Genomic DNA, 14,447 nt, shown 5'->3' on the forward strand with positions numbered 1-14,447 from the left:
GGCCCGCTTTCGCGGGCCCTCTCTGTCGCCGTTCGGCGCATCAAGCTATCGGAGCCGAAGGCTTAGCCGATGACCTTGATGTTGGAAGCCTGGAGGCCTTTCTTGCCCTGAGTGACGTCGAAGGAAACCTTCTGACCGTCCTGCAGAGTCTTGAAGCCGTCAGCCTGGATCTCGGAGAAGTGAGCGAACAGATCGTCGCCATTGTCGTCCGGAGAGATGAAGCCGAAGCCCTTGGTGTCGTTGAACCACTTAACAGTGCCAGTTGCCATTATCGAATTCCTCTAACAGCATTGATTTTCCGGGAGATACCCGAGTTGCAGTGGGTAAAACAAGAAACTTTTCACCGGGAAATCTCGACGCTGTGAGCGTTTCGATGACCACTTGCGATGTTCGACTTGCTAACCAACTGCACGCATCTTGCTCCTTTCGAGCTCCCACGTCAATACTATTTTGCGTGTGTGACGTAAATCTTACCGCTCGCTCAGAATCCAGCCCGCCGCCTTCTCGGCGATCATCAGCGTCGGCGAATTGGTGTTGCCGCTGGTGATGGTCGGCATGATGCTGGCATCCACCACCCGCAACCCCTCGACGCCATGCACGCGCAGGCGCGAGTCCACCACCGCCATGGGGTCGTCGGCGCGGCCCATCTTCGCCGTGCCCACCGGATGGAAAATGGTCGTGCCGATGTCGCCGGCGAGTCGCGCCAGGTCCTCGTCGCTCTGATATTGCACCCCGGGCTTGACCTCTTCCGGACGGTACTTGGCGAAGGCCGGCTGCTCGGCGATGCGCCGGGTGACCCGCAGCGAATCCGCCGCCACGCGACGATCCTCCTCGGTGCTCAGGTAGTTGGGGGCGATGGCCGGCGCCTGACGCGGATCGCGGCTCTTGATACGCACGCTACCGCGGCTGGTGGGATTGAGGTTGCATACGCTGGCGGTAATCGCCGGGTAGTCATGCAGCGGCTGGCCGAAGGCCTCCAAGCTCAGCGGCTGGACATGATACTCGATATTGGGATGTTCGTACTTCTCGCTGCTGCGAGTGAAGGCGCATAGCTGCGATGGTGCCATGCTCATGGGCCCGGTGCGACGCAGCAGGTACTCCATGCCGATCGCTGCCTTGCCCAGCCAGGAAGCCGCCAAGGTATTCAGCGTCTTGGCACCGGACACGCGATAGACCGAGCGGATCTGCAGGTGGTCCTGCAAGTTCTCCCCAACGCCCGGCAATTCATGCACGAGCGGAATGCCGTATTCGGCCAGCAACCCCGCCGGGCCGATGCCGGAGAGCTGCAACAGCTGTGGCGAGCCGATGGCCCCCGCCGCCAGGATCACGCCGCGAGCCGCCTTGGCCCGCATGATGGCACCGTCACGCTCCAGCTCGACGCCGGCGGCACGGGGTCGTCCGCCCTCTCCGGTCTCGAACAGCAGGCGGTGCACCTGAGAGGAGTGCCACAGCGTGAAATTGTCGCGCTTTTCGCACACCGGCCGCAGGAAGGCCTTGGCCGCATTCCAGCGCCAGCCGTCGCGCTGGTTGACCTCGAAGTAGTCGACGCCTTCGTTGTCGCCGCGGTTGAAGTCCCGCGTACGAGGAATGCCGGCCTGCACCGCCGCCTCGGCGAAATCGTCCAGCACCTCCCATTTGAGACGCTGCTTTTCCACCCGCCATTCCCCACCGTGGCCATGGTAGTCGCGGTGAGCGGCATCGGCGTCGCCCTCATTGTCCAGCCGGTAATGGTCCTCGTGCTTGACGAAGTCGGGCAGGCAATTCTCCCAGCGCCAGGCATCGTCGCCCACCGCCTCGGCCCAACCATCGTAATCGCGGGCCTGACCGCGGATGTAGAGCATGCCGTTGATGCTCGAGCAGCCGCCCAGGGTCTTGCCGCGCGGGTAGATCAGCGAGCGCCCGTTGAGACCCTTGTCGGGCTCGGTCTTGAAGCACCAGTCGGTACGCGGGTTGTTGATGCAGTAGAGGTAGCCCACCGGGATGTGCACCCAGTGGTAGTTGTCGCGGCCGCCCGCCTCGATCAGCAGCACCCGGTTGGCCGGGTCGGCGCTGAGGCGGTTGGCCAGCAGGCAGCCGGCGGTACCGGCGCCCACCACGATGTAGTCGAATTCCCGCTCTGTCATGGCGCGCTCTCTCGACATGCCCCGTTCAAGGCAACCCCGAGGGGAAGACCCGTAAATGACCTCCTCTTCGGTCTTCCCTCGGTGCCTCTCACTGACGTCTTGGAATTGTGCAGCTTGTGGTTAAGGCTTACTTGTGGGTCGGCATGGCAAATTCGGCGCCCGCGTTGATCGAGTCCGACCAGCGCTGCATGATCGACTTCTGCTTGGTGTAGAAACGTACGCCTTCTTCGCCGTAGGCGTGGGTATCGCCGAACAGCGAGCGCTTCCAGCCGCCGAAGCCGTGCCACGCCATGGGCACCGGAATCGGCACGTTGATGCCGACCATGCCCACCTGGATGCGGCGGCCGAACTCGCGTGCCACGCTGCCGCTCTCGGTGAAGCAGCTCACGCCGTTGCCGAACTCGTGGTCGTTGATCAGCTGAATCGCGGTGGCGACGTCGGGTACGCGCACGCAGGCCAGCACCGGGCCGAAGATCTCCTCCTTGTAGATCGTCATCTCCGGGGTGACGTGGTCGAACAGCGAGCCGCCCATCCAGAAGCCTTCGGCACAGCCGTCGCCGGCGGTGGCAACGTCGAAGTCACGGCCGTCGACCACCAGCTCGGCGCCTTCGGCCACGCCCTTATCGATGTAGCCGGTGATACGCTGGTGCGCCTGGGCGGTCACGATCGGCCCCATCTCGGCGTCGAGTTCGAGCCCGTTCTTGACCTTCAGCGCCCGGGCGCGCTCGGCCAGTCTCGGCACGATCCTGTCGGCCACGTCGCCCACCAGCACCGCCACGCTGATCGCCATGCAGCGCTCGCCGGCACTGCCGTAAGCGGCGCCGATCAGGGCATCGACGGCCTTGTCGAGGTCGGCGTCGGGCATGACGACCATGTGGTTCTTGGCGCCGCCCAGGGCCTGCACGCGCTTACCGTGGCGCGCGCCGTTCTCGTAGATTCGGTTGGCGATCGGCGTCGACCCTACGAAGGAGAGCGCCTGCACGTCGGGATGCTCGATCAACGCTTCGACGGCTTCCTTGTCGCCCTGCACCACGTTGAACACGCCGTCCGGGAGCCCGGCCTGCCGGAGCAGGTCGGCGATCAGCAACGAGGCGCTGGGGTCGGTGGGGCTGGGCTTGAGGATGAAAGTGTTGCCGGCAGCAATGGCCACCGGGAACATCCACATCGGTACCATGGCCGGGAAGTTGAACGGGGTGATGCCGGCCACCACGCCGAGCGGCTGGCGCACGGTCCAGTTGTCGATGCCGCCGCTCACCTGCTCGGTATAGTCGCCCTTGAGCAACTGCGGAATACCGCAAGCGAACTCGACGATGTCGATGCCGCGGGCCACTTCCCCCTGGGCGTCGGTAAAGACCTTGCCGTGTTCTCGGGTGATGGCGCGTGCCAGCTCGTCCTTGTGGGCATTGAGCCGCTCGAGGAACTTGAACAGCACCCGTGCACGGCGGATCGGCGGGGTATCGGCCCAGGCCGGAAAGGCGGCCTTGGCGGCGGAAACCGCCGTATCGACGTCGGCACGCGAGGCCAGTGCCACCCGGCCGGAGACCTGGCCGGTGGCAGGATTGTAGACGTCCTGCAGGCGGCCGGATTCGCCGGACGTCATTTGCCCGTCGATATAATGCGAGATCGTATTCTGGGTCATGGGTATCCGTCTTTGTCGTTGGCGTGCTTCGTCGTGGGGCGCGCCACTCGTCACGAGGACCGATTGACGCAGTCATTTGACCTTCTAGCCTACCGTGTCAATGGGCGATATCAATTGAGGATTTTGAAAGCCAGATATAAGCTCAACCAATATCACTGAGCCAATCCCCACACGCCGACAGGCTGCCATGCACGATCCACAGACCCTACGCGCCTTCGTCACCGTCGCCCGCGAGGGGAGCGTCTCCCGGGCCGCCGAACGGCTGCACCTGACCCAGCCCGCCGTCAGCCTCAAGCTCAAGCACTTGCAGGAGGGGCTGGGGCTGATGCTGTTCCGCCGTCGCCCCCAGGGCCTGGCGCTGACTGCCGACGGACACGCTCTGTTGCCCGCGGCGGAGCGTGTGCTGGCCGCGCTGGCCGCCTTCGAACAGAATGCCCACTCGCTGCACAGCACACTGCATGGACGGCTGCGCATCGGCACGATCGTCGATCCCGAGTTCATCCGCCTGGGGGCGTTCCTGCACCGCCTGGTGGAACGCGCCCCTCAGCTCGAGACCGAGTTGCAGCACGGCATGAGCGGCAGCGTTCTGGAGCGGGTCCGGCGCGATGCGCTCGACGTCGGCTTCTTCCTCGCCCCGCCCGGCGAGGGCCCCGGGCCGGATGCCCCCGAGATCGCCCACCGCGAGCTGACTCATTTCCATTACCATATCGTCGCTCCGCCGGGATGGGGTGACCGGCTCAAACGGCCCGACTGGCCGAGCCTTGCCGCGCTTCCTTGGATCGTCACGCCGCCGGACTCCGCCCATCATCGCCTGCTGCACGGCGCCCTCGACCCACTGGGCCTCGTGCCCAACGGCGTGGCTCAGGTGGATCAAGAAGCCTGTATGCTCGACCTGGTGCGTGCGGGGGTAGGCCTGAGCCTGGCCCGTGACGCCTTGGCCATGGCCGAGCGCCAGGAGCGCGGGCTGATCGTCGCCGAGGGCGTGCGCCTGCCCTGCGCGCTATGCTTCATCTGGCGCCGCGATCGTGGCGATGACATGGTGATACGCGAAGTGCGCGAAGTGCTGACCGGCGTCTGGGGTAGCTTCCCCTGAGCAGAGGACCCGGCGCGAATTCCGCGTCGGGCCCCTGTGCGGACATCCTTTCGTTGGTTCGATAGCGAAACGTCGCCGGGGCAGCGCCCCCACGATTGGGTCAGTCGCGCTCGACTTCGACCACCCCGCTCTCGCCCTGCTGGCTTCGCACCTCGATGTCGCGGCCGTCGGCGTCGCGGCCCTCGATCTCGATGCGGCCATCGCGGTCGACCTGGATCTCCTCGAACTCGGCCAGGCCCTCGGCCGCCGCGGCTTCCATCGCCATGCGAACGTCTTCCTCGCTCATGCCCCAGGCCCCACCTTCACGACGCTTGCGCTGCTCCTCGAGGGATTCGCCATTTTCCAGCGACAGACGTACGTCGGACTGCCACTCGTCATCGAGCCAGCCTTCGATCTCGACGCTGTCGCGGCTCTTGGCTTCGATCTCCTGATAGTGTTGGAAGCCGTAGGCCGCCCCCTGCTCCAGTACCGCCTCGAGGCGGTCTGTCGCCAGGCGGCCATCGGAGGCCTGCGCCGAGGTGCCGGCGAACATCAAGGTGGCTAGCGAGCCGATCAGGATCATCTTGCGTTTCATGGTAGTGCCTCCATTCATGGTCACGGACTAGGTGCCCCGTAGCGGGAACAGGTCAAGTTTTAGCATCCCTCACCTTGCCCGAAGCTGACAGCGACGTTCATGCTGTGTTCATGTCAGGCCCGGCATCCTTGGCGACATGACGATACCTCCCCTTCGATTATTGACACGCCTTTCGCTCGCAACGCGCGGTCGCCGAGCGCTGGCAGCGCTTCTCGCCGTGTCGGCGTTCCTCGGTCTGGCGGCGGGCCACGGGCTGGCCGACGATCATTGGCGTGACCTCCACGAAGCGGTACGCAGCGGGCGCCTGGTCGCCTTGCCGGAGATCCTCGACTGGCTGGAGGCCCGCTACGAGGGCCATGTGCTCGAAGTGGAGCTGGAGCGCGACGACGGCCGGGCGATCTACGAAGTGGAAATGCTCGGTCCCCAGGGCCAGGTGGTGGAGTTCGAATTCGACGCCGAGAGCGGCGAGCTGATCGGCATGGAGGGCGTCAACATCGACGGCATGCGGCGCAAGGAGGAGGCGCAATGAAGGTGTTGCTGGTAGAGGACGACGATGCGTTGGCCGAGGCGTTGGCGGAGGCGCTGCACGAGGCGGGCGTGCTGGTCGAACGGGCCGGCGGCGGCGGTGAGGCCGATTTCCTGGTGCGCACCGAAGCCTACGATGCCGTGATCCTCGACCTGGGCCTTCCCGACGGCGACGGTAGCCGCTGGCTTGCCGATTGGCGGGAGGATGCCATCGAACTGCCGGTGCTGGTCCTGACCGCGCGCACCCGCTGGGCCGACAAGGCCGCCGGCTTCTCCGCGGGGGCCGACGACTACGTCACCAAGCCGTTCGAGACTGCCGAAGTGCTGTTCCGCCTGCGCGCCCTGGTGCGCCGCAGCCACGGCCACGCCCACCCAGTGCTGCGCATCGGCGAACTGGCCTTCGACACCCATACCGGCAGCGTCACCCTGGCCGGCCGCCCGGTGAGCCTGACCGCACAGGAGTCTCGCCTGCTCGCCTACCTGGCCCACGCCGCTCCACGAGTGGTCAGCCGCAGCGAGCTCGCCGAGCATGTCTACGACCGCGACCACGAGCCCGACTCCAACGTCATCGACGTCCAGATCAGCCGGCTGCGACGCAAGTTGGGGGCCGAGCGCATCGAGACCCGCCGCGGCCTGGGCTATCGGCTGATCGGCAACGCCGAGGTCTCATGAACCGGCTACGCCGATGGTCGCTGGCCAGCCGCCTCATATTGGCCACCCTGCTGATCCTGGCGGTTACCCTGCCGCTGGCCGGTATCGGCCTTGCCCAACATTTTCGCACTACCGCCACCGGCGCCTTCGATCGACAGTTGGAGGCGCTGCTCAACGTGGTGATCGCCGGACTCGCCTGGGACAACGTGCGGCAGCGGCTGGTGCAAGAGCGCAATCTCGGCGATCCGCGCTTCGAGCAGGTCCTCTCCGGCTGGTACTGGCAGGTGAGCGACGGCGAGCGGGTGCTGACATCGCGCTCACTATGGGACCAGCGCCTGCCCGTACGGGAATCGACCGGGGTGGTCCGGCACGATCTCGTGGGGCCGCGCGACACACCGCTGCGGGTCATCGAGCGCGATATTTACCTGGCCCCGCTCGAGGCGCCGCTGCACATCAGCGTGGCGGCGCCGCGCGAAACGCTGGACCTGGAGCTGGATCGCTTCGCCCGGCTGGTGGCGCTGTCGCTCGCCGGTCTCGGCCTGCTGGTGCTGATCATGCTGGCGCTGCAGGTGCGCTGGGGGCTGGCGCCGCTGCGGCGAATGCAGAGCGACCTGGCACGCGTGGAGAATGGCGACGCCGAACGGCTCGACACCCGTCTGCCCGCCGAGCTGGCCCGCCTTGCCGGCGCGATGAACGCCGTGTTGAGCCGAGACCGGCGGCTGATGGCGCATGCCCGACACGCCGCCGGCAATCTGGCCCATGCCCTCAAGACGCCGGTCAGCGTACTGAGCACTCTCGCCGATCGCATCGAGGAGCCGCGCCGCAGCAGGATTCGCGCCGAGCTCGACCGTATCGATACCGCCGTGCGCCACCATCTGGCTCGCGCCACCGCGGCGGGCGATGTCGGCTTGGCCCCCAGAGTCGGGGTGGCCGAGGCACTGACCCCTATCCTCGACGGCCTGGGGCGGCTCGCCGGGCGCCGCGGCGTGACCCTGGAGCATCGATTGTCGACGGGCCTGCGCGCGAGAATGGAACCCCAAGACCTGAAGGAACTCGTCGGCAACCTGCTGGACAATGCGCTGCGCTGGGCAAATGGCCGGGTTCGACTCGACGGTTACGAAGAGGGCGGCGGCATCTGGCTCTGCGTGGAGGACGACGGGCCCGGCATGGACGAGACCCAGCGCCAAGCCGCCATGGGCCGCGGCGCTCGCCTGGACGATCAGCGCTCCGGCAGCGGCCTGGGGCTGGCCATCGTCGCCGATCTGGTGGCCCTGCATGGCGGCCGGCTGGTGCTGGATGCCTCTCCCCTGGGTGGCCTGTCCGCCCGGGCCTGGTTGCCGACCCGGCCATTGACCGAGGCCCCGGCACCGACGGATTAGACGCCTTTGACGATTCTCGCAGCATGCCATAGGCAGCGATGAAGGTGCCTGGCCCAGAACGGTCAGGACGATACCCCACTGATGCCGGAAGAGCCGCGGGAGGAATGGAATGCTCGTTCCTTGCCGTGTAACAAAGAGTAGCAACGCGTTGAAAACAGGCCGCACCAGGTTTCAACGCTGCCCGGTTTTCCCGTGTGCGCCCGGATCGCACTGAATCGCTTGAGAATTCCGTACGAAATGAAGACGTCGATACGAGCGCGTTGGCAAGCATCGTGCCGCTTTTGTGGCTGGCTGCGTTGCGCGCTTGCTGATAGCCTGCCAAAACCAAAAAAGAAATGAGAAAAGTGTGCGCAGGCAGGCCCAGGCGAGGCAGCAACGTTATACGAGGCCACCTCTCCCATCCTGACGCGCATGAGGTCTGACGAGCCCCGTGATGGCCATTGCGCAGGGTACACCAAGCATGCTGAGGCGTTTCTGCCTTCGCTTTCGCGACCCGCAGTTGGAAGACGCCTACCGGCACGATACCTTTCCCCGCACCCTGATTCATGGGCGTACGGCGATTCTGGTCGGTATGCTGGTCTACCTGCTGTGCGGCCTGCTGGATATCTGGTTTGTCCCGCCCGAGGCCAACTCGGGTGTCTGGCAATCGCGTCTCACCGCCATGCTGGTCCCGTCCTTGGTGCTGGCTGTCAGCTTCACCGCGATCTTCCAACGCCTGGCGCAGTGGTGGCTAGCCGCCGTATGCGTCGCGGCCGGCTTCGGGATGATCGCCATCCAGTCGCAAGTGCCTCTCGAGAACGCGGCTTACTATTACCCTGCCATGGTCATGGTGACCTTCTACACCTACAACTTCATCGGGGTTCGCTTTCCCTATGCTCTGGGCATCGATGCGCTGCTCCTCGTGAGCTACAACCTGGTCTTTGGGCTACTGCTGGACTATCCCGGTCATATCCTCTTCAGTCATAACGTTTTCATCGTTTCGGCCAACTTGATCGCCGGAACCACGGGCTATCTCGTGGAGCGCCAGGGGCGACAACTCTACCTGCGCGAGCAGCAGCTCGAAAAGGAACGACACTACCACCATGAGCGCTCGCTGCACGATCCATTGACGGGATTGCCCAATCGTGTATTGCTTCATGACCGCATCCAGCAGGCACTGGCCGCCAGCCAGCGCCAGCGGCAACTCCAGGGCGGTCTTTTCATCGACCTGGACGGGTTCAAGGCGATCAACGATCGCCTTGGGCATCAGATGGGCGACCTACTGCTCATGCAGGTCGCTCAACGCCTGAAGAACAGCGTGCGCAGAGTGGATACGGTGGCACGAATCGGCGGTGACGAATTCTTCGTGCTGGCCCGCGATCTCGCTTCCGAACAGGATATCCACCACCTGGCGGAAAAGCTGCTGGCCAGTCTCAGGTCGCCGCTGGCCGGCGTACCGGAGACGCTTTCCCTTCGGGCCAGCATCGGTGTGTGCCTGTTCCCCTATTCCGAAATGAGCGTCGACGACATTATCCACCGCGCCGATATGGCGATGTATCGGGTCAAAACGGCGCAAAAGGATGGCTACTGCCTCGCCGAACTGGAGCCATGACGTTCAGGCAGGGGTCGCCCGGAATGCATTCGGCACATCGGCTCAGCCCGCCTGTATCGCCACCTTGAGCACGCCGTCGCGCTGATGCGAAAACAGATCGTACGCCTCGACGATATCTTCCAGCCGATAGCGATGGGTGACCAAACCGCCCAGATCGAGGCGACCGGTCTCGATCACCTGCATCAGCCGACGCATGCGCTCCTTGCCACCGGGACAGAGCGAGGTGACGATGCGGTGGTCGCCCAGGCCGGCATGGAAAGCGTCGAGCGGAATCGTCAGGTTCTCGGAATAAACGCCCAGGCTCGAGAGCGTACCTCCTGGCTTGATGGCCCGCAGCGCAGCTTCGAAGGTGGCCTGCAACCCCAGCGCCTCGATGGCAGCGTCGACGCCGCGTCCGCCGGTCAGGCGCCGAATCTCGGAGACGACATCGACCTTGCGGAAGTCGAGGGTGATATCGGCCCCCATGTTTCGGGCCATTTCGAGTCGCGCCTCGACGCCGTCCACGGCGATGATCAATCCAGCTCCACGCATACGGGCCCCGGCGGTGCCACACAGGCCGATCGGCCCCTGGGCGAAGATTGCCACGCTGTCGCCGATGCGAATCCCGGCCGACTCGGCGCCGGCAAATCCGGTCGACATGATATCGGGGCACATCAGCACCTGCTCGTCGCTCAGGCCATCAGGCACCGGCGCCAGATTGGCCTGGGCGTCCGGCACGCGCAAATATTCCGCCTGGGCACCGTCAATGGTATTGCCGAAGCGCCAGCCGCCCGTGGGCTTGTAACCATGGGCGTGATGCCCGCCATCCTGGGCGCTGCAGCCGTCCTGGCAGGCATAGGAGGTGAAGCTGGGACAGATGGCCCCGGCAATCACCCGCTGCCCCTCGTGATACCCCTTGACATTGGCGCCGAGCTTTTCGATCACGCCCACCGGTTCATGACCGATAGTGAGCCCCTTCTCCACCGGGTATTCGCCCTTGAGGATATGGACGTCGGTGCCGCAGATGGTCGTGGTAGTGACTCGGATCAGGGCGTCGTCCGACCCGATTTCGGGAATCGGCTTGTCGTCGATCTCGATGCGCCCAGGCTCGACGAAAATGGCCGCTTTCATCATGGCAGGCATGATCTCATCCTCGTGTCGTGACGCCTGCAGTCGGCAGGCTTCATCAGGTTCGACCAACCGTGAAGGAGTTGCCTTGATCTATATCAATTCATTATTACACGCTGTCGATGATCGACGAGGGCTACATGACAGGGACGCCAGTCACCCAGACGTGGAGGTGGAAGGCGAACAGGTAATAGACAGCCAGGCCGACCGCGAAAGTGATCAAGGTGCCTGACATTCGCGGCGTCACTTCCGGAGCGGGCGCGCGACGCCGAGCGGTGCGAAAATCGAGCACGGCCCAGAGCAGGAAGGCACCGAAGAAGACGATATCGCCAAGCCGGCCGTTAGCCAGAAGATGAGCGAAAGCCCAGACTTTCACTGCGAGAACCATGGGATGCCCGAGCTTGGCCTTGATGTGGTTACGCGGCACATAGGCAGCCACCAGCAGAATGAAGGCAGGAATCATCAGCAGCGCCACGAGATGACGCAGACCGACCGGCGGCGACCATACCCAGACGGGATCGAGGCGCATGCGCCCATATCCCCAAATGGCCAGCGCCAGGCCGATGACAGCCACCAGCGAGAAGAGCGCCTTCCAGCGTTTCTCCCCCAGGCGCTGGATCTGCGCGGTACGCCAGTCTTCGGCGACGATGCGGAGGGAATGGGAGCCGAGAAAGATCAGCAATCCCAGAATCATGACGAGCATGGAACATTCCTTATACGGGTGCGGGTGGAAAACGAATGGGTGCAGCGAGCCGTAGCGCCGACCCGCTCAGCTTAGCCAGCACGTGGCATGACACCAAGTTTCGTCGGAGCTGGCGGAGCTTGAAGCGAGCGGCGGCTGGCCTAACCTGAAAGCCAAACGACTACGGAGCATGGACGCAATGCCCGCTTCACCCGATTCGCCAAGACCCGATACGTCCGGAAGGGCGCCGAGGGAAGTGCCAACCGCGCCCGATGCCAGACGCTCGCTCGGCTACGCCGCGCTGATCGGCATCGGCGTGATGGCGGCCATCGACGAAATCGTCTTCCACCAGCTTCTGCAGTGGCACCATTTCTTCGATCGCGCGACGCCGACGATCGGCATCATCTCGGATGGCTTGTTGCATGCCGCCGAGCTGCTGTCGTTGGTGATCGGCACCTTCCTCTTGCTGGATTTGGCACGCCAGCGTCGGCTGGCAATGCGCCTGGTCTGGGCCGGCGTGCTGTTCGGCATGGGCGGTTTTCAGCTCTTCGACGGGATCGTCAGCCACAAGCTGTTGCGCATCCATCAGATTCGCTACGACGTGGACCTGCTGGCCTACGATCTGGCCTGGAACTTGTCGGCCATCGCCCTGCTGCTGCTGGGCGCCTGGCTCTATCGCCGCACACGGCAGCTTCGGCGACGCTGAGTCATGCCCGAGTCACACGGCCTCGGTGCGGACGCCTCGCCGCTCACCCTGATACCGCTGGTATCGGTCGCGGCGCTCATGCTGGTATACCTCATGGCCGCCCGGCATCAGCGGCAAGTCGGCAACGGTTGGAGCGGTTGGCGCTGTGTCTTCTTCGCCGGAGGCAGCCTGCTGCTCGCCGCGGCCCTCGCCCCGCCGGCCCTGGCCTGGGCTCATCACGACCTGCGAGGCCACATGGCCCAGCACCTCGTTATCGGCATGCTGGCACCGCTCGCCTGGGTACTGGCCGCTCCCGTCACGTTGCTGCTGAAGACGCTACCGGCCGCAGCGGCCCGGCGCCTGGTCGCCCTATTGCAAAGCCGGCCGCTGCGAGGAGCCTCCCACCCGATCGCGGCACTGCTGCTCAACGTGGGCGGCATGTACCTGCTCTATCTCACCCCGCTCTACGCCGCCACTCAGCAGTGGCCGGTATTGCACGCCTGGATGCATCTGCATTTTCTGCTCGCCGGGTACCTTTTCTGCTGGACCATTCTCGCCGGTCCCGACAGCGCCCCACAGGCGCATAGCCTGCACCTGCGCCTGTGGGTGCTGTTCGTATCGATGGCCGCTCACGCCATCCTGGGGAAAATCATGTACGGTTACCTCTGGCCACGAAATACCGGCCATGACGTGGAGGAGATCCAGGCCGCCGCCATGTGGATGTACTACGGTGGCGACCTGGCCGAAGCCTTGCTGGCCATCGCGCTGATGACGATGTGGTGGCGCATGCCACGTCGGCGGCGGGAAGCGTTGCCGCGCCTCTTTTAGTCCGCGCCGTCCGGACGGGCCAGAGGATGGTACGCGGGCCCTTCGATCACCTCTCCTTCGGTATCGAAGCGGCTGCCATGGCAAGGGCAGTCCCAGGTCGACTCCGCAGCATTCCAGTGCACCACACACTTCATGTGCGGGCAGATGGCGGAGAGCACCTTGAGCTCGCCGGCAGCGGTGCGGTGGAGCGCCAGTTTCTCGCCGTCAACGGTCGCGACTCGGGCCTGCCCCGGACCGATACTGTCAAGATCCTCGAGCTTTTCGGTGCCCAGGTAATCCTTGATCATGTGCTTGGTAACCGTGGCGTTCTCTCTGGCGTACTGCATCGCCGACTTCCCGGGGGTGATGCGCCTCGCACCGAAGCGCGCCTGCCAAGGATTGTCGCGGTCGAGTACCTGGTCGGCGATGATGCGACCCGCAAGCGTACCCCAGACCAGGCCGTCGGCGGCAAAGCCGGTAGCCATATAAACATTGTCGTGTCCGTGCACTCTGCCGATGTAGGGAAGCCCATCCGGCGAACTGTATTGCTGGGCCGACCATTGATGGGTAAAGGACTCGACATTGAAGTGGGCTTCGAGATATTCGCGCAAGCGCTGATAGTGATCGCCCTTGTGCTCACCGGTCTTGTGCTTCTCGCCGATCACCATCAGATAGCGTTGTTCGCCGTGTCGATAACTACGCAACGAATGGAAAGGATCGAGCACCCACAGGATGCCCTCCGGATAATCGCCGCTACGTAGCCGGGCGCTGACGGCATATTCCCGCGACACCAGCATGCCCGCCTGCAACAGGTTGATCCCCTTAGGCGTGTGCGTGGCAAAGACAATGTGACGCGCCGAGATACGGGCCGCCTCGGTGCTCACCCAGCCCTCCTTGGCGTTCACTTCGCGTACCGGGCAGTGCTGGTGGATGACCACACCGTCATCGATCAGTTGGGAAGCCAGGCCCTGCACATAGTGCAGCGGATTGAACTGGGCCTGATCGGCAACCCGTATGCCCCAGCTATCGAAGGGCAGCCCGGGACCGTCGGCTTCCGCAGCATCGAGACCGGCGCTGACCATGGCATCGAGCTCTCCATTCAGATCATGCTCGGCATGCTGCCTGTCATCGGTAACCAGCCGGTATGCCGGTTGACGCTTGAACTGACAGTCGATGGCGAAGCGCTCGACCAGCCGCTCGACATGATCGACCGCCTCGGCGCGCGCGCGCACCACGTCGGCCGCCACCGCATCCCCCCATTTGCTTCGCAGCGGCGCCAGCCCCGAGGCGAGCGTGCTGTACAAGTTGCCGGTAGAGCCACCGGTAACCCCGGCGCCGACATGAGAGGCTTCCAGTACCATCACGCGCTGGCCCGCCTCGGCCAGCGCCTGGGCCGCGGTGAGGCCGGTGATGCCTGCACCGATCACGATCACGTCCGTCTCGGTGTTTTCGTTCAGCGGCGCGTACTCCGCCACACCACGGCTGCCTAGCGTCCAGATCGCCTCCATAACGACTCCTTCCGTCGTGAAATTGCCTTGTCCTGCCCCAGTTATAGAAGCTGACGGAGGGAGGCGCTAATGAAGCACGGCGC

General features: G+C 64.6%; 14 protein-coding genes. 7 read left to right on the plus strand and 7 right to left on the minus strand.

Features of this window, described 5'->3' with window-relative positions:
- Positions 1 to 62: 62 nt before the first annotated feature.
- The 3 genes from F0A17_RS19115 to F0A17_RS19125 form a co-directional block, all read right to left on the minus strand.
- Entirely contained in the window at positions 63 to 269 is a 207-nt protein-coding gene (locus F0A17_RS19115) for a cold-shock protein (RefSeq protein ID WP_010629501.1), read from the minus strand.
- 201 nt (positions 270 to 470) lie between these two features.
- Positions 471 to 2,123, minus strand: coding sequence for a GMC family oxidoreductase (locus tag F0A17_RS19120; RefSeq protein ID WP_149329962.1), 1,653 nt, complete (start codon positions 2,121 to 2,123; stop codon positions 471 to 473).
- 127 nt (positions 2,124 to 2,250) lie between these two features.
- On the minus strand, positions 2,251 to 3,762 hold the full coding sequence (locus F0A17_RS19125) for a CoA-acylating methylmalonate-semialdehyde dehydrogenase (RefSeq protein ID WP_149329963.1): 1,512 nt from the start codon (positions 3,760 to 3,762) through the stop codon (positions 2,251 to 2,253).
- Between the two features lie 187 nt (positions 3,763 to 3,949).
- Between F0A17_RS19125 and F0A17_RS19130 the strand changes: the two genes are divergently transcribed.
- Positions 3,950 to 4,855 (plus strand): LysR family transcriptional regulator, encoded by a 906-nt coding sequence (locus F0A17_RS19130; RefSeq protein ID WP_149329964.1) that lies wholly within the window; start codon positions 3,950 to 3,952, stop codon positions 4,853 to 4,855.
- Positions 4,856 to 4,955: 100 nt separating this feature from the next.
- On the opposite strand, the gene F0A17_RS19135 is transcribed toward F0A17_RS19130, so the two are convergent.
- Entirely contained in the window at positions 4,956 to 5,429 is a 474-nt protein-coding gene (locus tag F0A17_RS19135; RefSeq protein WP_228716969.1) for a PepSY domain-containing protein, read from the minus strand.
- A 136-nt stretch (positions 5,430 to 5,565) separates the two neighbouring features.
- On the opposite strand from F0A17_RS19135, the gene F0A17_RS19140 reads away from it, so the two are divergent.
- The 4 genes from F0A17_RS19140 (at position 5,566) to F0A17_RS19155 (ending at position 9,575) form a co-directional block, all read left to right on the plus strand.
- Complete coding sequence (locus F0A17_RS19140) at positions 5,566 to 5,958, plus strand: PepSY domain-containing protein (RefSeq protein WP_149329965.1); 393 nt, start codon at positions 5,566 to 5,568, stop codon at positions 5,956 to 5,958.
- The gene (locus tag F0A17_RS19145; RefSeq protein ID WP_149329966.1) at positions 5,955 to 6,626 is read left to right on the plus strand and encodes a response regulator transcription factor; all 672 of its coding nucleotides are present in this window, start codon (positions 5,955 to 5,957) and stop codon (positions 6,624 to 6,626) included. Before F0A17_RS19140 ends, F0A17_RS19145 begins: the two co-directional genes overlap by 4 nt.
- Positions 6,623 to 7,984 carry a sensor histidine kinase gene (locus F0A17_RS19150; RefSeq protein WP_149329967.1) on the plus strand — a complete coding sequence of 454 codons (1,362 nt, stop codon included), beginning with the start codon at positions 6,623 to 6,625 and terminating at the stop codon, positions 7,982 to 7,984. Before F0A17_RS19145 ends, F0A17_RS19150 begins: the two co-directional genes overlap by 4 nt.
- A 433-nt stretch (positions 7,985 to 8,417) precedes the next feature.
- Entirely contained in the window at positions 8,418 to 9,575 is a 1,158-nt protein-coding gene (locus F0A17_RS19155; protein WP_149329968.1) for a GGDEF domain-containing protein, read from the plus strand.
- Positions 9,576 to 9,617: 42 nt separating this feature from the next.
- Here the strand turns inward: F0A17_RS19155 and F0A17_RS19160 are convergent, their stop codons facing one another.
- Both F0A17_RS19160 and F0A17_RS19165 read right to left on the minus strand, forming a co-directional pair.
- Complete coding sequence (locus tag F0A17_RS19160) at positions 9,618 to 10,697, minus strand: NAD(P)-dependent alcohol dehydrogenase (protein ID WP_149329969.1); 1,080 nt, start codon at positions 10,695 to 10,697, stop codon at positions 9,618 to 9,620.
- Between the two features lie 121 nt (positions 10,698 to 10,818).
- Complete coding sequence (locus F0A17_RS19165) at positions 10,819 to 11,385, minus strand: NnrU family protein (protein ID WP_149329970.1); 567 nt, start codon at positions 11,383 to 11,385, stop codon at positions 10,819 to 10,821.
- A 178-nt stretch (positions 11,386 to 11,563) separates the two neighbouring features.
- On the opposite strand from F0A17_RS19165, the gene F0A17_RS19170 reads away from it, so the two are divergent.
- Complete coding sequence (locus tag F0A17_RS19170; RefSeq protein WP_149329971.1) at positions 11,564 to 12,070, plus strand: DUF2243 domain-containing protein; 507 nt, start codon at positions 11,564 to 11,566, stop codon at positions 12,068 to 12,070.
- Positions 12,071 to 12,073: 3 nt separating this feature from the next.
- Positions 12,074 to 12,877, plus strand: coding sequence for a cytochrome c oxidase assembly protein (locus F0A17_RS19175; RefSeq protein WP_149329972.1), 804 nt, complete (start codon positions 12,074 to 12,076; stop codon positions 12,875 to 12,877).
- Here F0A17_RS19175 and F0A17_RS19180 read toward each other — a convergent pair.
- Positions 12,874 to 14,364 (minus strand): FAD-dependent oxidoreductase, encoded by a 1,491-nt coding sequence (locus tag F0A17_RS19180; protein ID WP_149329973.1) that lies wholly within the window; start codon positions 14,362 to 14,364, stop codon positions 12,874 to 12,876. The genes F0A17_RS19175 and F0A17_RS19180 overlap by 4 nt on opposite strands.
- Between the last annotated feature and the right edge of the window lie 83 nt (positions 14,365 to 14,447).

This window comes from Billgrantia pellis (genome assembly GCF_008297955.1).
In the GTDB taxonomy this organism is placed as follows: Bacteria; Pseudomonadota; Gammaproteobacteria; order Pseudomonadales; family Halomonadaceae; genus Halomonas; species Halomonas pellis.